The organism is Azospirillum aestuarii (genome assembly GCF_016632405.1).
Taxonomy (GTDB): Bacteria; Pseudomonadota; Alphaproteobacteria; order Azospirillales; family Azospirillaceae; genus Azospirillum; species Azospirillum aestuarii.
In genome coordinates this window covers 793,962-811,030 of record NZ_JAEPIV010000001.1, presented here as the reverse complement: position 1 = coordinate 811,030, position 17,069 = coordinate 793,962, and the positions used below count along the sequence as shown (strand labels likewise).

The 17,069-nt window shown below is 68.0% G+C and carries 17 protein-coding genes; 11 read left to right on the top strand and 6 right to left on the bottom strand.

What is annotated here, in order from left to right; all coding sequences use genetic code 11:
* Positions 1-35: 35 nt before the first annotated feature.
* The 10 genes from JJL56_RS03735 (at position 36) to mazG (ending at position 7,027) form a co-directional block, all read left to right on the top strand.
* Entirely contained in the window at positions 36-899 is an 864-nt protein-coding gene (locus tag JJL56_RS03735) for a D-amino-acid transaminase (RefSeq protein WP_200484217.1), read from the top strand.
* Positions 896-1,594, top strand: coding sequence for an HAD family hydrolase (locus JJL56_RS03730; RefSeq protein ID WP_145623532.1), 699 nt, complete (start codon positions 896-898; stop codon positions 1,592-1,594). Before JJL56_RS03735 ends, JJL56_RS03730 begins: the two co-directional genes overlap by 4 nt.
* Positions 1,595-1,688: 94 nt before the next feature.
* On the top strand, positions 1,689-1,937 hold the full coding sequence (gene hfq / locus JJL56_RS03725) for an RNA chaperone Hfq (protein ID WP_035675971.1): 249 nt from the start codon (positions 1,689-1,691) through the stop codon (positions 1,935-1,937).
* Between the two features lie 52 nt (positions 1,938-1,989).
* Complete coding sequence (gene hflX, locus JJL56_RS03720; RefSeq protein WP_145623533.1) at positions 1,990-3,249, top strand: GTPase HflX; 1,260 nt, start codon at positions 1,990-1,992, stop codon at positions 3,247-3,249.
* 172 nt (positions 3,250-3,421) lie between these two features.
* Complete coding sequence (locus tag JJL56_RS03715; RefSeq protein WP_145623534.1) at positions 3,422-3,706, top strand: hypothetical protein; 285 nt, start codon at positions 3,422-3,424, stop codon at positions 3,704-3,706.
* Positions 3,707-3,835: 129 nt separating this feature from the next.
* On the top strand, positions 3,836-4,336 hold the full coding sequence (locus JJL56_RS03710) for a superantigen-like protein SSL4 (RefSeq protein ID WP_247890915.1): 501 nt from the start codon (positions 3,836-3,838) through the stop codon (positions 4,334-4,336).
* Positions 4,333-5,145 carry an inositol monophosphatase family protein gene (locus JJL56_RS03705; protein ID WP_200484215.1) on the top strand — a complete coding sequence of 271 codons (813 nt, stop codon included), beginning with the start codon at positions 4,333-4,335 and terminating at the stop codon, positions 5,143-5,145. The genes JJL56_RS03710 and JJL56_RS03705 overlap by 4 nt, the downstream gene beginning before the upstream one ends.
* A gap of 133 nt (positions 5,146-5,278) precedes the next feature.
* Positions 5,279-5,548 (top strand): hypothetical protein, encoded by a 270-nt coding sequence (locus JJL56_RS03700; RefSeq protein WP_247890914.1) that lies wholly within the window; start codon positions 5,279-5,281, stop codon positions 5,546-5,548.
* Positions 5,549-5,620: 72 nt separating this feature from the next.
* Positions 5,621-6,040 carry a hypothetical protein gene (locus tag JJL56_RS03695; protein ID WP_200484213.1) on the top strand — a complete coding sequence of 140 codons (420 nt, stop codon included), beginning with the start codon at positions 5,621-5,623 and terminating at the stop codon, positions 6,038-6,040.
* Positions 6,041-6,217: 177 nt separating this feature from the next.
* A complete protein-coding gene (gene mazG, locus JJL56_RS03690; protein ID WP_145623539.1) occupies positions 6,218-7,027 on the top strand; it encodes a nucleoside triphosphate pyrophosphohydrolase in 810 nt (269 codons plus the stop codon).
* Between the two features lie 7 nt (positions 7,028-7,034).
* Here the strand turns inward: mazG and JJL56_RS03685 are convergent, their stop codons facing one another.
* From JJL56_RS03685 to hyfB, 6 genes are read right to left on the bottom strand one after another with little or no spacing between them, the layout of a single operon-like run.
* Positions 7,035-7,556, bottom strand: coding sequence for an NADH-quinone oxidoreductase subunit B family protein (locus JJL56_RS03685; protein ID WP_035676043.1), 522 nt, complete (start codon positions 7,554-7,556; stop codon positions 7,035-7,037).
* Positions 7,557-7,567: 11 nt separating this feature from the next.
* The gene (locus JJL56_RS03680; protein ID WP_200484212.1) at positions 7,568-9,109 is read right to left on the bottom strand and encodes a hydrogenase large subunit; all 1,542 of its coding nucleotides are present in this window, start codon (positions 9,107-9,109) and stop codon (positions 7,568-7,570) included.
* A 10-nt stretch (positions 9,110-9,119) separates the two neighbouring features.
* Positions 9,120-10,577 carry a hydrogenase 4 subunit F gene (locus tag JJL56_RS03675; protein ID WP_200484211.1) on the bottom strand — a complete coding sequence of 486 codons (1,458 nt, stop codon included), beginning with the start codon at positions 10,575-10,577 and terminating at the stop codon, positions 9,120-9,122.
* A complete protein-coding gene (locus tag JJL56_RS03670) occupies positions 10,574-11,236 on the bottom strand; it encodes a hydrogenase-4 component E (protein WP_145623542.1) in 663 nt (220 codons plus the stop codon). Before JJL56_RS03670 ends, JJL56_RS03675 begins: the two co-directional genes overlap by 4 nt.
* A 1-nt stretch (position 11,237) precedes the next feature.
* On the bottom strand, positions 11,238-12,194 hold the full coding sequence (locus JJL56_RS03665) for a respiratory chain complex I subunit 1 family protein (RefSeq protein ID WP_200484210.1): 957 nt from the start codon (positions 12,192-12,194) through the stop codon (positions 11,238-11,240).
* Positions 12,191-14,224 carry a hydrogenase 4 subunit B gene (gene hyfB / locus JJL56_RS03660; protein WP_200484209.1) on the bottom strand — a complete coding sequence of 678 codons (2,034 nt, stop codon included), beginning with the start codon at positions 14,222-14,224 and terminating at the stop codon, positions 12,191-12,193. The genes JJL56_RS03665 and hyfB overlap by 4 nt, the downstream gene beginning before the upstream one ends.
* A 396-nt stretch (positions 14,225-14,620) precedes the next feature.
* On the opposite strand from hyfB, the gene JJL56_RS03655 reads away from it, so the two are divergent.
* Complete coding sequence (locus JJL56_RS03655) at positions 14,621-17,005, top strand: Tex family protein (RefSeq protein ID WP_200484208.1); 2,385 nt, start codon at positions 14,621-14,623, stop codon at positions 17,003-17,005.
* The last annotated feature ends 64 nt before the right edge of the window (positions 17,006-17,069 follow it).

The following is a 17,069-nucleotide window of genomic DNA, read 5'->3' as shown; positions in this document are numbered from 1 at the left end:
CCGTATCGTTTTCGGCACCAACAAAAAGAACATCCATGGCTCGATGGGCATACGTCAACGGCCGTTACCTGCCGCACCGGCAGGCGGCGGTCCATGTGGAAGACCGCGGATTCCAGTTCGCCGACGGCGTCTATGAGGTGGTGACCCTCCTCGACGGACGCTTCGCGGACCTGGACGGCCATATGGAGCGTCTGGGCCGCAGCCTGTCGGAGCTGCGCATGGACTGGCCGGCGGCGCCGCGCGTCGTGACGATGGTCGCCCGCGAACTGGTGCGGCGGAACGGCGTCCGCAACGGTTCGCTCTACATCCAGGTCACCCGCGGCGTCGCTCCGCGCGACTTCAAGTTTCCGGCGGACGTCCCGGCGACCCTGGTGATGACGGTCAAGCGGGTCACCGCCTTTGCAAAGCCGGAGCAGCTCGAGAAGGGTGTGGCCGTCGTCACGGTGCCCGACATCCGCTGGGGTCGGTGCGACATCAAGACGGTCGGTCTCCTCGCCCCGGTGCTGGCCAAGCAGCAGGCCGCCGAATTGGGCGCTTACGAGGCGTGGCTGACCGACCCGGACGGCACGGTGACGGAGGGGTCCTCCTCCAACGCCTGGATCGTCACGCAGGACGGCGTTCTGGTGACCCGCGCCCCGTCGCAGAAGATCCTGAACGGCATCACCCGCCAGTCGCTCCTGCGGTTGGCCGGCGAACGGGGAATCCCAATGGAGGAGCGCAGCTTTACGGTGGAAGAGGCGCTCGCCGCGCGCGAAGCTTTCGTGTCCTCCGCCGGCACCTTCGCGCTGCCGGTGACCCGCATCGACGGGAAGCCGGTGGGCGACGGCAAGCCGGGGCCGATCACCCGGACGCTGCGGCAGGCCTATCTCGATTATGTGGCCGGACGGAAGCCGTCATGAGCGACGCTGCCGCCGTCATCGACCGCCTGCCCGTTCTGCCGCGCGCCGTCCTCTACGACTGGGACAACACGCTGGTGGACAACTGGGGAACCGTGCGCGCCGCGCTGAACCACGCGCTGGTCACCTTCGGCCATCCGGCCTGGACGGAGGAGGAGGCGCGGGCGCGCATCAAGCAGTCGATGCGCGACAGCTTCCCCCGCATCTTCGGGGAGCGCTGGACCGACGCGCGCGACCTCTTCTACGCCTATTTCGAGGCCCATCACCTGGAGCATCTCCGGCCCCTGCCGGGTGCCGAATCCCTGCTGCGCGGCTTTGCGGAGCGTGGAATCTATCAGGCGGTGGTGTCGAACAAGACCGGCCGCTTCCTGCGGGCGGAAGCCGACGCGTTGGGTTGGACCGGCTATTTCGGCCGTCTGGTCGGCGCCCAGGATGCCGAATTCGACAAGCCGCACGGCGCGCCGGTGCTGATGGCTCTGGAGCCGGCGGACATTCCGCCCGGCCCGGACGTCTGGTTCGTGGGGGACGCCGACATCGACATGGAATGTGCCCATGGCGCGGGAATGGTACCGGTGCTAATAGGGGCGGGCGAGGGCAGCGGCTTCACCCGCTTCCCTCCGGCCCACCGGTACGACACGTGCCATGCATTGTGCGGCTTGGTGGGCAGCGGTGGTGACACCATATCGGATGACCAGTAGTCGAGACGGTTGCGACCAACCATACCTTATCGCTGCAGGGGGCGGGCTTCTAACAAGAGGCCCCAAAAAACACTGAAGAAGGGGGCGACATAAAATGTCTGAAAAAAGCCAAAATGTGCAGGACGTGTTCCTCAACCACGTCCGCAAGAACAAGACTCCCGTAACCGTGTTCCTCGTGAACGGTGTTAAACTTCAGGGAATCATCACCTGGTTCGACAACTTCTCGGTACTGCTGCGGCGCGATGCGCATTCGCAGCTCGTCTACAAGCACGCCATCTCCACCGTGATGCCCGCGCATCCAATCCAACTCTTCGAGCCGCCCAAGGAAGGTGAAAACGTCTGATTTTTCGACCAATGGCAATGGCCGGACGCCTGATGCCTCCGGCCGCGCCATCGTGGTCCACCCCGTCCTCCGCAATGAGGCGGACGGGGTCCTGCGCCATCCCGAATCCTGCCTGGACGAGGCGGTGGGCCTTGCCCGCGCCATCGATCTGGAGGTCGTGCACGCCGAATGCGCGCGGGTGAACCGCCCGCAGCCTTCGATCCTTCTGGGGTCGGGGACGGTGGAGCATTTCGCCCAGATCGTGGAGGAGACGGAGGCATCCCTCGTCATCCTCGACCACGCGCTGTCGCCGGTGCAGCAGCGCAATCTGGAAAAGGCCCTGAAGGTCAAGGTTATCGACCGCACCGGTCTGATCCTGGAAATCTTCGGCGCCCGCGCCCGCACGCGCGAAGGCATGCTCCAGGTCGAACTGGCCGCCCTGACCTACCAGAAATCGCGCCTCGTCCGCTCCTGGACCCACCTGGAACGCCAGCGCGGCGGCTTCGGCTTCCTCGGCGGTCCCGGCGAATCCCAGCTTGAGATGGACCGCCGGTTGATCGGCGACCGCATCGTCAAGATCAAGAAGGAGCTGGAGGAGGTCCGCCGGACCCGTGGTCTGCACCGCAAGGCCCGCGCCAAGGTGCCGTACCCCGTGGTGGCGCTGGTCGGCTACACCAACGCCGGCAAGTCGACGCTGTTCAACCGGCTGGCCAACGCCGACGTCTTCGCCAAGGACCTGCTGTTCGCCACGCTGGACCCGACGATGCGTCAGGTGACCCTGCCGTCCGGGCGCAAGGTGATCCTGTCGGACACGGTGGGCTTCATCTCCGACCTGCCGCACGGCCTCGTCGCCGCCTTCCGCGCCACGCTGGAGGAGGTCGACGCCGCCGACATCATCCTGCACGTCCGCGACGTGTCCCATCAGGACAGCGAGGCCCAGAAGGCCGACGTGCACGAGGTCATGAGCGACATGGGCATCGACCCGGAGGCCGACGACCGGGTGATCGAGGTGCTGAACAAGATCGACGCGCTGGACGAGGAGTCCCGCGAGGCGATCCTGGCCCAGACGGCCCGCAACCCGCGCGCGGTCGCGGTGTCCGCCCTGTCGGGGGCGGGGATCGCCGATCTTGATCGGCTGCTCGACCAGCGGATGAACGCCCACCGCCATGTGGTGGACCTCTCCGTCGAACTGGGGGATGGGGCGGCGCTCGCGTGGCTCTATGAAAAAGGTGAGGTGCTGGATCGGCGCGACGACGAGGCCCAAGCCCACATCCAGGTGGCCATCGACCCGGCGGATCTGGCCCGTTTCGAGAAACGGTTCGTGCACGGCTGATCTTTCGCCATAGAGGCATCGGGCGCGTCATAATTCGTTCGTGCACGTGCGACGACATGACGCGCCCGATTTCAGACCCGGCCTACGACGTCCGAGGTGTAGCCTTTTCCCAACGCGCCCCCGATATTCGAGACGGGGAGCCGATGGGTTATCCCCGGGAGGAGGCCCGCCTATGCGTTTGCAGACCGATCCAACACACTTTTCGATCACCGCCTTCCTGGCCGATCAGGTGACCCTGGTCGCCCGGCAGGAGCAGTTGTCGCCCGGTGCCGCGGTGCTGCGCATCCAGGAACTGTCGCGCGACAACGCTGGCCGCGCCCGTCTTCTGGAAATCATCAGTGACGCCTGGCGCAAGGAAACCAACCCGACCGAAAGCGGAAAGATCGCCGCCCTGCGGTCCGAACTGGCCGCCTGGGCGCTGCACGCTACCCCCAGCGACAGCCTGCCGCGCTCCTGACTGGGCGGGGAGGGTGCCGGGACGAAGATTTGTCCGTGGCTATGCAGCGGGCAGGGCGCCATAATGTGTGCTCGGCCCGCTTTCTCTTTCGTCCGGATTCCCTTGCGCGTCCCGCTCGTTCTTCTGCCCTTGGCGCTTTTGGCCTTTGCGGGCACCGCCGCCGCCGAACGGGTGCTGCCGCCGGGATTCGTCGAAGAGCCGCCGGTCGCGCCGGAAGATCCTCTGCCTCCTGAGCCCGCGGAGTTTCCCCCCGCCCCGTTCAGCCCGCTGGTCGTGGCACCGGACCCGAAGGAATTGCTGAAGGCCTGCAAGGAAGCCACCTTCACCGACTGTTTCCGCCTGTGGCGTCCGCCCCCGCCGCCGCCCAAGGACGAGACGCGGGAAGCGCGCGACGTGCCGCAGTCCCCGCCCGACCCGAACGCCCCGCGCAAGCCGCCGGAGCCCGGTCCGCTGACCGGCACGCCGCCCGCTCCGAACCCGGAGGCCGATCAAGCCACCTATGACGCGCTGGTCAAAGCGTTGAAAGACAGTGGTTTGGACGGCAAAGTCATGCTGCCGGAACCGCCGAAGGATGGCGGAACCGTCTTGAGACTCGACCCCCGATCCAACAAAACGGCACCGAAACCGTGACGAATTTTCCGATTCCCGACGTCGACCGCGTCTCCGCGATCATCCGCGAGGTCGCGGAGAGCGAGATCCTTCCCTATTTCCGCGATCTGGCGAACGCCGGCATTCGCGAGAAGACCGGACCCGCGGATCTCGTGACCCTGGCCGACGAAGCGGGCGAACGCGCCTTGACGCCGCGCCTGCTGGACCTGCTTCCCGGCAGCACGGTGGTGGGCGAGGAGGCTGTCTCCGAGGACAAGTCCCTGCTCGACCGCATCCACGGCGACGCGCCGGTCTGGATCATCGACCCGATCGACGGCACCCTGAACTTCGCGAACGGCCGTCCGCTGTTCGCGGTGATCATCGCCCTGGCCTGCCGCGGCGAGACGCTGGCCGGCTGGATCTACGACCCCTGCGACGGGCGCATCGCCACGGCGGTGAAAGGGCAGGGCGCTTACCTGAACGGCCAGCGCGTCACGGTCGCCCCGGCGGTCCCCCTTCCTGAAATGACCGGAGCCCTGTCGACTCGCTTCTGCGCCGAGGAACTGGGGCGCCAGCTGGACGAGCGCGGCCGCTCGCTCGGTCCGCGCGTCTGCCTGTCCAGCGCCGCGCAGGAATATCTGCGCCTGCTCGACGGCCGGGCGCATTTCTCGATGTACCACCGCCTGATGCCATGGGATCACGCGGCGGGCGTTCTGCTCCACGCGGAGGCCGGCGGCTACAGCGCGCTGTTCGATGGCTCGCCCTATCGTCCGACCGTCCTCAACGGTGGGGTGATGCTGACCCCCGACCGTGCGAGTTGGGAAGCGATGCACCGGCATCTGTTCGGTTAAGGCAGGGACGCACCGGACTACCGCAGACGTCCTCCGGCGGGGACCGGATTCGGCGGGAACTCCGCGAGCAAGGCGGCCTTATAGTGCCAGGATGCCGGAAACGGCCGCCGTGAGCCTTGCGGAGCGCCCGATCATGAAGGCCATTGCCCTGAAGCGCATGCTGTTGGTGGCGTCATTGCTGGCGCCCACAGCCTGCGCGGAGCGGATCGCCGACTGTCAGCCCACAGGCGGGACGGCGTTATTCGCCGCCGGGGTGGTGCGATGCTCCACAGACGCCGACACCGCGGATGTCGCATTGGAGCATGAGGAGGTTCGCGCGATCGACGCCGATCCAGTGCTCAGCGTGGCGCCGCCGCAGCGTCGAAAGGCACGGCCGGGCATACACGCGCAATCCACGGAGTGACCGGTACCTCGGTCCTTCGGAACCCGCCATCGCCAATGTGTGTTGGATCAACACAACAACGGCGGGTGATCCATGCAAACGGCCAACATCCATGATCCCTTGAGCATCGAGAACGTCTATCCACGAAGCGCCTTCGACAACGACGCGCGGCAGAACGCGCGGGACAAGGAGGCGGTGGAGCATGGGGTGATGATCCTGTCGATGCCGGACGCCGAAGGAAATTTCTCGCTGAAACCTTTCCAACGCCATGTCGGCGAGCCGGACGCGGCGACCCATTCGATTTTTCTGTCGCCGACGCTGGAAAGCTCCGAGTATGGAGCGCTCATTCCGAGCGACATCGGCTATGACGGGCCGATCGAACCGGCAGAGGCCCCCAGAACCTCCGGCGATCCTTACCGGTCCTTCGTCGAATCACTGATCCAGGCTGCCCGTGACGCGGATTTCCCACCGCCGCCGCCGGCCGAGAGTTTGAAGGGATTTCGTGGCGGCTGAAGCCGCGACACGGAGGGCGGCGGTTTGCTCGCCCTCCCCACCACTCCATGGCTGTATTTTCCATAATCTTGCTTATGAGATAAAGGCGCCCCGGTGGGGCGTGATTCCTTTTCTCATGGCATTGGGTCGGCTAAGGTCCCCATCCTGACCCGTTCCGCTGCCGAAGAAGATTCTCCCATGGCCCGCAACATCGACCGCCTGATCGACGTCATGGCCCGCCTGCGCGACCCCAACGGCGGATGCCCGTGGGACCTGGAGCAGACATACGCCACCATCGCGCCGCACACGATCGAGGAAGCCTACGAGGTGGCCGACGCCATCGAGAAAGGCGACATGCCGGCGCTGCGCGAGGAGTTGGGCGATCTGCTCTTCCAGGTGGTGTATTACAGCCAGATGGCCCGCGAGGAGACCCTGTTCGACTTCGACGAGGTCGCCGGCGTCATCGCCGACAAGATGATCCGCCGCCACCCCCACGTCTTCGGCGCCGAGGAGGTCAAGGGCGCGGACATGCAGACTTCACGCTGGGAGGACCACAAAGCCGCCGAGCGCGCCGCCAAGGCCGCCGAGGAAGGCCGCGCCCCGTCCGCCCTGGAGGGCGTCATTGCCGGCCTGCCCGCCCTCACCCGTGCCCTGAAGCTGCAGAACCGCGCCGCCCGCGTCGGCTTCGATTGGACCGACGCGCGGGACATCCTCGACAAGATCGAGGAGGAGGTCCGCGAATTGCGGCATGAGATGGACAGCGGCTCCGCCCCGGACCGGGTGGCCGACGAGTTGGGCGATCTTCTCTTCGCGCTGGTCAACCTCGCCCGCCGCCTGAAAGTCGAACCGGAATCGGCGCTGCGCGGCACCAACGCCAAGTTCGAACGCCGCTTCCACCGCATCGAGGCCCTGCTGTCCGAACAAGGCCGCACGCCCAAGGAGGCGACGCTGGAGGAGATGGAGGCCTTCTGGCAGCAGGCCAAGCGCGAGGAACGCGGCGAGTCCTAACCCGCCCTCACCGCGCCGCGCTGGTCTCCAACAGCGCCAGCAGGCCGGCCAGCAGATCGGTCGGCCGCGGCGGACAGCCGGGAATGCGCAGGTCGACCGGAAGCACCTCCTCCACCGGGCCGACGCAGGCGTAGCCGCCGGCGAACAGCCCACCGCTGACCGCGCAGTCGCCGCAGGCCACCAGCCATTTCGGGCCGGGTGTGGCGTCCCACGTGCGAACCAGCGCCTCGCGCATGTTGCGGGCGACCGGGCCGGTGACCAGCAGGACGTCGGCATGCCGCGGCGAGGCGACGAAGCGGATGCCGAAGCGCTCCAGATCGTAGATCGGGTTGTTCAGCGCGTGGATTTCCAGCTCACAGCCGTTGCAGGACCCCGCATCGACCTCACGGATCGACAGGCTGCGGCCAAGCCGCGCCTTGGCGGCCTTGTCCAGCTTTCCGGCCAGCTCCGCCAAAGCCGGATCGGCGGGGGCCGGAGCGGCTTCGGTGACCGGGCCGCCGGTCAGGGAGGTCAGGATGTGCTTCAGCATCGGCGGCCTCCTTACAGGTCGTGTCCCGCATAGGAACAGTTGAACGACTTGTTGCACAGCGGGAAGTCGGCGACGATGTTGCCCCCGATGGCCGCCTCCAGCAGCGGCCACTGGAACCAGGACGGATCGCGCGGGTGGCAGCGGGCGACGACGCCCTCCCCGTCCAGCCGCACCCAGGTCATGATCTCGCCGCGGAAGGATTCGACCAGGGCCATGCCCTCCCCGCCCCGGCCGGCCTCCAGCGCGACCGACGGATGGTCGAGGCCGCGCGAGATCGCCGGCAGGCGGGCCACGATCTGCTCGATCAGGGACAAGGATTGCTCCACCTCGCGGATGCGGAGCCAGACGCGGGCGTTCACGTCGCCCTCGGTCAGCACCGGCACCTCGAAGGTGAGTTCGTCATAGGGCGCGTAGCCGGGGCTCCGGCGGGCGTCCTGGTCGCGGCCGGAGGCCCGCCCGACATGGCCGCCGGCGCCGAAGCGGGTGACCAGCTCCGTGGACACGAACCCGGTGGTGACCGTGCGGTCCTGCAAGGACGCCTTACCGTCATAGATGGCGACCAGCGGCGGAAAGCGTTTGCGCAGCTCCGCCACCAACTCCAGCAGCAGGCCCGCGCCGCGCTCCGGCAAATCGGTGGCGACGCCGCCGGGGATCACCCGGTCCATCATCAGGCGGTGCCCGAAACAGGAGTCCGCCGTGCGCAGCACGCGCTCCCGCAGCTGGCTGGTCTGAGCCAGCATGAAGGCGAAGGCGGCGTCGTTGCAGATGGCCCCGATGTCGCCAAGATGGTTGGCGATCCGCTCCAACTCCGCCATCAGGGCGCGCAGCCACACCGCTCGCGCCGGCACCTCGATGCCGAGCGCAGCCTCGACCGCGCGGGCGAAGGCGAGGCTGTGCGCCACCGTCGAGTCGCCGGAGACGCGGGCGGCCAGCCTCGCCGCTTCCGCCACCGGCTTGCCCTGCATCAGCCCCTCGACGCCCCGGTGGACGTAGCCGAGCCGCTCCTCCAGCCGGACGACGGTCTCGCCGTTGGCAGTGAAGCGGAAATGGCCGGGCTCGATGATACCGGCATGGACGGGACCGACCGGAATCTGGTGCAGCCCTTCGCCCTCCACCGGCAGGAAGGTGTAGGGGCCGGGGTTGGGCGCCGGTGCCGCCGGCTGTTCGGACAGGGGACGGCGCACGTCCCAGGCGTCGTGGTCCAGCCAGGGGCGCGGGTCGGTCGTGCGCTCCGCCGTCAGGCCGTAGAGGTCGTGGGCGGTGCGCTCCAGCCGGTTGGCGGCGGGACGCACGGCGCTCAGGCTGGGGAAGCGGCTCTGCGGGCAGTCGAGGCTGACCACCGCGACGTCGCCGGAGAAATCCTCGCGGAAGGCGGCGTGGACCGCCTTCGGCTCCCCCCAGAGGCCGAGCAGGCTCCAGGCGTTGCCGGCCAATCCCTCGATCAGGCGCAGCCAGCCGTCGCGGCCCAGCCGGTAGCGCGGCCAGGGCCGGTGCCCCTCGACCGGTGAGCCGATGCGGTTCAACAGACCGAACAGCGGTTCTTCCCCGTACATGCCGCCTCCCCTACCCCAGCAGAGCCGCGACGGTCTGGAACCACGCGACCAGTGGCCCCGGCAGCCAGACCCCCGCCACCAGAACCAGCGCCAGATGCGCGTAGAGCGGAATCAACGTCCCCTGCACTGGCACCGACGCCACCGGGACGCCGCTGCCCTCCACCGTGCCGGGGGCTCCGAAGCACAATTGCTGGACCCGCAGCACCAGCGCCCCGAAGGCGACCAGGATGCCGAGCACCAGCGGCAGAGCCAGCAGCGGCTCCCGCGCGAAGGTGCTGGTGACCAGCAGGAACTCGCTCATGAAGACGCCGAAGGGTGGCAGACCGGCGATGGCCACCACCCCGGCCAGCAGGCCCCAGCCGAGCGCCGGATGGCTGACCGTCAGACCGGAAATCCGCTCGATCCGCTGCGTGCCCGTCACCTGCACGGCGTGGCCGACCGCATAGAAGATCGCCGACTTGGTCAGGCTGTGCATCGCCATGTGCAGCAGCCCCGCGAAGTTGGCGAGCGGTCCGCCCATGCCGAAGGCGAAGGTGATGATGCCCATATGCTCTATGGAGCTGTAGGCGAAGAAGCGCTTCACGTCGCGCCGCCGGTAGAGCATCAGCCCGGCCAGCAGCAGCGAGGCCAGCCCCATGGCGATCATCAGCGGCCCCGGCGCGATGGCCTGCCCGTTCGCCGCCAGCAGCATCTTGAAGCGCAGCACGGCGTAGAGCGCCACGTTGAGCAGCAGACCGGACAGCACGGCGGAAATCGGCGTCGGCCCCTCCGCGTGGGCATCGGGCAACCAAGCGTGCAGCGGCGCCAGCCCGACCTTGGTGCCGTAGCCGATCAGCAGGAAAACGAAGGCGAGATTGAGGATCGCCGGGCTGATCTTGGCGACGTGGCCCATCAGCTCCGTCCAGGTCATCGCCGCCATGCCCGGCCCCATCACCGGCTGGGCGGCCATGTACATCAGGATGGTGCCGAACAGGGCGAGCGCAATGCCGACGCCGCACAGGATGAAATACTTCCAGGCGGCTTCGATGCTGGCCGCGGTGCGGTACAGGCTGACCATCAGGACGGTGGTCAGCGTCGCCCCCTCCACCGCCACCCACATGACGCCCAGATTGTTGGCCGACAGGGCCAGCAGCATGGTGAACATGAAGGCTTGGTACATGGCATGGTAGAAGCGCAGCTTGCGCTCGTCCAACTTCCCCACCGCGATCTCGTGCGCGATGTAGCCGGCGGAGAACACGCTGGTGGTCAGCCCGACGAAGGCGGTGAGGGCGATCAGGTAGATGTTGAAGGCATCCACCACGAACAACGCGGTGCTCAACGGCTCCTGCCCGAACAGGACCAGGGACGCGAGCAGCGTGGCGGCGGAGAAGCCGATGTTCAGCCGCGCGCCCAGCCGGTGGCCGGGAATCAGGGCGAGGACGGCGGCGCCGATCAGCGGGGTGGTGACGATGACGGCGGCGGCGCTCAATCGCTTTCCCCCCGGAAGCTCTCGATCTTCTGCATGTCGAGCGTGTCGAACCGCTCGCGGATGTGGAACAGGAAGATGCCGAAGATGATGAAGGCGACCATGACGGAGAAGGCCACCGACATCTCGACGACCAGCGGCATGCCGGCGACCCCGACCGCCGCCAGGATCAGCCCGTTCTCGATGGACATGAAGCCGACCACCTGGCTGACCGCGTTGCGCCGGGAGATCATCATCAGCAGGCCGAGCAGGACGACCGACAGCGACAGCGCCAGATTCTCGCGGGTCAGGGCGGTGGCGTCGGCGGTCACCGGCAGAACCAGCAGGATCGACAGGGTGACCAGCGACACGCCCGCCACCATGGTCAGCCCGATGCCCAGCGCCGGTTCGATGCTGCGGTGGATCTTCATCTTCACGATGATGCGGTGCAGCGCCACCGGGATCAGGATGGCCTTGAGGACCAGGGTCAGCAGCGCAGTGATGTAGAGGTGCGGCTCCCCGTGGGAATAGGCCTGCCACGCCGCCGTCGCGGTCAGGGCGAGCGCCTGCATCGTGAAGACGTTGAGCAGGGAGAACAGACGCCGCTGATAGAGCAGGGCGAAGCTCATCAGCAGGACGACGGCCCCCAGCATGTGCGCAGCGTCATAACCTAGGTCGCTCACCTCACACCCCCCGCGACACGTAGAGGAAGATCGCGCCGAGCAGGCTCAGCAGCAGGGCGCCGCCGAGGAACTCGCCGACCCGGAAGACGCGCATCTTGGCGATGGAGGTCTCGAACAGCGCCAGCAAAACCCCGCCGAAGGCGAGCTTCGTCACGAAGACCAACACGCCCCCCAACGCCGCCATAACGCCTGATCCGGCGGTCGCCATGCCCCAGGGCGCGAAGACGCAGGCGATCAGCGCCATGTAGAGCAGCAGCTTGAGCATGCTCGCCGCCTCGACCAGGGCGAGGTGACGGCCGGAATATTCCAGCACCATGGCTTCGTGCACCATGGTCAGCTCCAGGTGCGTGGCCGGGTTGTCGATCGGAATGCGCGCGTTCTCGGCGATCGCCACCATGACCAGCGCGATCAGCGCGAGCGCGAGGGAAATGCGCAGCCCCACCGCGCCGGACATCATGAAATCGGCGATCTCGGCGAGCGAGGTACTGCGGACCAGGATCGCCACCGAGAAGACGATCATCAGCATGGCCGGTTCGGCGAGCGCCGCGATCATCATCTCGCGCGACGAGCCGATGCCGCCGAAACTCGTCCCCGTGTCCATCCCGGCGAGCGCCAGGAAGAATCGCGCGGAGCCGAGCAGAGCGATCAGCGCGATCAGGTCCGCCGTGGGGGCGAGCGCCAGTTGCGTGGTGAAGACCGGGACCAGCCCGGCGGCCAGCCAGATCGCCGTGAACATCATATAGGGCACGGAGCGGAACAGCCAGGAGGCGTTGCGGGCCAGCACCACCTCCTTGCGCAGCAGCCGCAGCAGATCGCGGTAGGGCTGGAGCACGGACGGCCCCCGCCGCCCGACCAGCCGAGCCTTCACCAGCCGCACCCAGCCGGTCAGCAGTGGCGCCAGGGCCAGCACCAGCACCATCTGCAGGATCTGATAGAGGGTGGCGAGCAGCAGCGTCATCGTTGCGTCACCGCCACCATCACCAGCAGCACGACCAGCGCCAGGAACATCAGGGTCAGGTAACGGCGGATGGTCATGAACTGCAACCGGTTGGCCCGGTCGGCCAGCCAAGTCACCGCGCGGGACAACGGCTCCACCACCACGAGCCAGGCCGGGTCGGTCCAGGTCACCGACAGGCGCGCGGGGCGCGTGTCGCCCGGTGCCGGCATCTCCACATGGTCGCGGGCGCGGAACACCGTGCTGCCGAAGGCGCGGCGGATCGGTTGGCCGAAGCTGGAGGCCGTGTATTGCGTGACCGCCGCCGGGTCCGGCCCGTCGAAGCCGCAGCCCCAGGGAATCGACCAGCGCACGCGGTCGCTCGCCTTGCGGTGGATGCCCAGCACCAGCACGACCGACAGCAGCGCGATCACCACCAGCATGATCAGGCCGTTGTAGGAGTTGCCGATTGCCGAGGTCGGGGCCAGCCAGAACCAGGGCTGGTAGGCGCGGCCGTCGAACGGCCCGGCCTCCACCAGCAGGCGCAGCGCCGGCTCGAATAGGCGGATCAGCGGGGTCGGCAGAACGCCGAGAACGACGCAGAGCACCGCCGGAACCGCCATGCCCAGCCGCATCGCCCGCCCAACCTCCACCGCTTCCGCGGCGGCGCGCGACCGTGGGCGGCCCAGGAAGGCGATGCCGTAGAGCCGGACGAAGCAGGCGGCGGCGAGCGCGGTGGCGAGCGCCAGGGCGGCGCCGACCACGGCGATCTCGATCTTTAGCGACCATTCCGACAAAGCCGGGGCGTTCAGGATGGCCTGGAACAGCAGCCACTCCCCGACGAAGCCGTTCAGCGGCGGCAGGGCCGAAATCGCCGCGGCGCCGATCAGGGCGAGGACGGCGGTGGTCGGCATCCGGTGGATCAGCCCGCCCAGCCGGTTCAGGTCGCGCGATCCCGTGGCGGTCAGCATGGCGCCCGCCGCGAAGAACAGCAGGCTCTTGAACAGGGAATGGTTGACCACATGCAGCAGCGCCGCCGCCAGGGCGAGTGCCGCGATCACCGGCGTGTGGGCGGCCTTGAAGACCAGCGCCAGCCCCAGCGCGATGACGATGGCCCCGATGTTCTCCACCGTCGAATAGGCAAGCAGCCGCTTCACGTCGTCCTGCATCAGCGCGTAGAGCACGCCCATCACGGCGGTCAGCGCGCCGAATCCCATGGTCACGCCGCCCCACCACCAGTCCGGCTCGCCCAGCAGGTCGAACAGCACGCGGATCATCGCGTAGACGGCGACCTTGGTCATCACGCCGGACATCAGGGCCGACACGTGGCTGGGTGCGGCCGGATGGGCCAGCGGCAGCCAGACATGCAGCGGCACCAGCCCGGCCTTCGATCCCGCCCCCAGCAGGATCAGCACCACGACCAGCGCCGCGGCCCCCGCCTCCGGCGCGTGGGCGCGCATGGCGGCGAAGCTGTAATCGCCGTGCGCCGTCGCCAGCACCCCGAAGGCCAGCAGCAGGCAGGCCGTCCCGAAGCTTGCCATGATGATGTAGAGGCGCGCCGCCTTCGGCGTTTCCGGCTCCCGGTGGGTGGACAGAACCAGCAGCCAGGAGGCCAGCGACATGAACTCCCAGGACAGCAGGAAGGTGAAGGCGTCGGCGGCGATCAGCACCATGTTCATGCCCGCCAGGAACAGCGGGTAGAGCGGCAGGACCGGGCCGTCCTGAGAGGCGCCGTGGGAATCGTGATGCGCCCGCTCGTACCCCCAGCCGAACAGGCTGGCGGTGATGCCGCCCAGATTGACGACGATCAGGAAGACGGCGGACAGCGCGTCGGCGCGCAGATGGGCTTGAATCCAGGGCAATCCAACCGGCAGGACCAGCGCCGCGTCCGGACCGCCCCCGGCCAGCCCGACCGCCGCCCACAGCGCGATCAGCGCGCAGGCCCCCGCCGTTCCGCCATAGACCACGGTGGACGCCTGCGGCAGCCGCTTCGCCGCGGCCCCGGCGACGGCCACAGCGAACAGAAAGGCGATTGCCGAAACGACCAGTCCCAAGGTTGCGAATCCGTTTGGATTAGGCCCACAATCAGTAAGGATGTTTCTCCCAACGAACGCAAGGGGAAAAACTCTGTCGCATTCATCTCGCGGATGCGCGTGCTTTGGGCGCCACGCGCACAGAAAAAAGGCGGCTCACCAAATGGGGAGCCGCCGAAGTCTGTTCGGGAGGAAACGCAACCAAGTTGCAGGGGAAGATATGCGCCCGTTAAGGTTAACGGCGCGTAAAGGGCGCGGGGTTTTTCTTTGACTATACTTTTTCGCAAGGGCCGGGCTGCGGATTCGCGCGTCCGATCCGGACCGGTCTCCCCACCCTCTCCCAGATCGGCACTGGCCGGGCAGGGCCGCTTCGCGCTATAGGAGGCCCCCTTCCCTTTCACCAGTAACCGGTCCTCCATGCCGTCCACGTCCATCAGCCAACGCATCGCCGACGAGCTTTCGGTCCGCGAATCCCAGGTCGCCTCGGCCGTCAAGCTGCTCGACGAAGGATCGACCGTCCCCTTCATCGCCCGTTACCGCAAGGAGGCCACGGGGGGGCTCGACGACACGCAGCTGCGCACGCTGGAGGAACGGCTGTCCTACCTGCGCGAGCTTGAGGACCGGCGCGAGGCGATCCTGTCCTCCGTCCGCGAGCAGGACAAGCTGACGCCGGAGCTGGAACGGCAGATCCGTCAGGCCGACACCAAGACGCGCCTGGAAGACCTCTACCTGCCCTACAAGCCGAAGCGCCGCACCAAGGCGCAGATCGCCCGCGAGGCGGGGCTGGAGCCGCTGGCCGACCGGCTGCTCGCCGATCCGTCCCGCCAGCCTGACGCCGAGGCCGCCGGCTTCGTCAGCGCCGACAAGGGGGTGGCCGACGTCAAGGCGGCGCTGGACGGCGCCCGCCACATCCTGGTCGAGCGCTTTGGCGAGGACGCTGAACTGGTCGGCCGGCTGCGCGCCGCCATGGCCGACAAGGGCGTGGTGACCTCAAAGGTGATCGAGGAGAAGCGGGCCGAGGGCGCCAAGTTCTCCGACTATTTCGAGTTCGACGAACCCTGGGCGAAGGTGCCCTCGCACCGGGCGCTGGCGCTGTTCCGCGGCCGGACGCAGGGCGTGCTGGACATCCGCCTGGACCTGCCCGTCGAGGAAGGCCAACCCCACCCGGCAGAGCGCACCATCGCCGCCCACACCGGCATCCGCGACCAAGGCCGCCCGGCCGACAAGTGGCTGTCCGACGTGGTGCGCTGGACCTGGAAGCTGAAGATCGGCCCGCATGTCGAGACCGACCTGATGGGCGACCTGCGGGAGCGCGCGGAGGACGAGGCGATCCGCGTCTTCGCCCGCAACCTGCACGACCTGCTGCTGGCCGCCCCCGCCGGCCCGCGTACGACCATCGGCCTCGACCCCGGCATCCGCACCGGCGTGAAGGTCGCCGTGGTCGACGCCACGGGCAAGCTGGTCGACACCGCCACCGTCTACCCGCACCAGCCGAGGAACGACTGGGACGGCTCGATCGCCGCCATCGCCGCCCTGGCGGTGCGCCACAAGGCGGAGCTGATCTCCATCGGCAACGGCACGGCGAGCCGTGAGACGGACAAGCTGGTCGCCGACCTGTTCAAGCGCCATCCGGAGCTGAAACTGACCAAGCTGGTGGTCAGCGAGGCCGGCGCGTCGGTCTACTCCGCTTCCGAAACCGCGGCGGCGGAGTTCCCGAAGCTGGATGTCAGCCTGCGCGGCGCCGTCTCCATCGCCCGTCGTCTTCAGGACCCGCTGGCCGAGCTGGTGAAGATCGAGCCGAAGTCCATCGGTGTCGGCCAGTACCAGCACGACGTGTCCGGCGGCAAGCTCGCCCGTTCGCTGGACGCGGTTGTGGAGGATTGCGTGAACGCGGTGGGCGTGGACCTGAACATGGCGTCCGTCCCGCTGCTCACCCGCGTGTCCGGCCTGAACGAGACGATTGCCCGCAACATCGTGGAGCACCGCGACCGCAACGGCGCCTTCCGCTCGCGCAAGCAGTTGCTGGACGTGGCGCGCCTCGGCCCGAAGACCTTCGAGCAGGCCGCCGGCTTCTTGCGCATCCGCGAGGGCGACAACCCGCTGGACAGCTCAGCCGTCCACCCCGAAGCCTACCCGCTGGTCGAGCGCATCCTGAAGAAGACCGGCAAGGATCTGGGCAGCGTCATCGGCGACGCCCGCTTCCTGCGCGCGCTGAACGCCGAGGACTTCACCGACGAGCGGTTCGGCGTTCCGACCATCGAGGACATCCTGAAGGAACTTGAGAAGCCGGGCCGCGACCCGCGTCCGGAATTCAAGACCGCCACCTTCCAGGAGGGGGTCGAGGAGCTGAAGGACCTCCAGACCGGCATGGTTCTGGAAGGGGTGGTGACCAACGTCACCGCCTTCGGCGCCTTCGTGGACATCGGCGTGCACCAGGATGGTCTGGTCCACATCTCGCAGCTTTCCACCAGCTTCGTGAAGGACCCGCACACCGTCGTGAAGGCCGGCGACATCGTGAAGGTCAAGGTGATGGAGGTCGACATCCCGCGCAAGCGCATCGGCCTGACCATGCGCCTGACCGACGACGCCCCGCGCCTGGAGAAGGGTCAAGGCCGGGGAGAGGGCCAGCGGGGAGACAACCAGCGTGGCGATGACAGGCGCCGGGACGACCGCCGCGGCCCGCCGCCCGGCAAGGGCGGCCCCGCTCCGAAGCCGGCCCCCAAACCCGCCAAGGCCCCGGAGCCGATCAACAACGCCTTCGCCGAAGCCTTCGCACGGGCGCAGGCCGGAAAGAAGCGGTAACGGCTCCGCACACGTGGGGCGGGTATCGGACACACTCCGGTACTCTCCCCATGGACGGTTCGTG

What these genes read in the sequence shown, in the direction of transcription:
- JJL56_RS03680 (WP_200484212.1), bottom strand. Translation starts at nt 9,109, where the DNA reads ATGTACGGGGAAGAACCGCTGTTCGGTCTGTTGAACCGCATCGGCTCA.
- JJL56_RS03730 (WP_145623532.1), top strand. Translation starts at nt 896, where the DNA reads ATGAGCGACGCTGCCGCCGTCATCGACCGCCTGCCCGTTCTGCCGCGC.
- JJL56_RS03695 (WP_200484213.1), top strand. Translation starts at nt 5,621, where the DNA reads ATGCAAACGGCCAACATCCATGATCCCTTGAGCATCGAGAACGTCTAT.
- JJL56_RS03685 (WP_035676043.1), bottom strand. Translation starts at nt 7,556, where the DNA reads ATGCTGAAGCACATCCTGACCTCCCTGACCGGCGGCCCGGTCACCGAA.
- JJL56_RS03715 (WP_145623534.1), top strand. Translation starts at nt 3,422, where the DNA reads ATGCGTTTGCAGACCGATCCAACACACTTTTCGATCACCGCCTTCCTG.
- JJL56_RS03655 (WP_200484208.1), top strand. Translation starts at nt 14,621, where the DNA reads ATGCCGTCCACGTCCATCAGCCAACGCATCGCCGACGAGCTTTCGGTC.
- JJL56_RS03700 (WP_247890914.1), top strand. Translation starts at nt 5,279, where the DNA reads ATGAAGGCCATTGCCCTGAAGCGCATGCTGTTGGTGGCGTCATTGCTG.
- JJL56_RS03665 (WP_200484210.1), bottom strand. Translation starts at nt 12,194, where the DNA reads ATGACGCTGCTGCTCGCCACCCTCTATCAGATCCTGCAGATGGTGCTG.
- hfq (WP_035675971.1), top strand. Translation starts at nt 1,689, where the DNA reads ATGTCTGAAAAAAGCCAAAATGTGCAGGACGTGTTCCTCAACCACGTC.
- mazG (WP_145623539.1), top strand. Translation starts at nt 6,218, where the DNA reads ATGGCCCGCAACATCGACCGCCTGATCGACGTCATGGCCCGCCTGCGC.
- JJL56_RS03735 (WP_200484217.1), top strand. Translation starts at nt 36, where the DNA reads ATGGCTCGATGGGCATACGTCAACGGCCGTTACCTGCCGCACCGGCAG.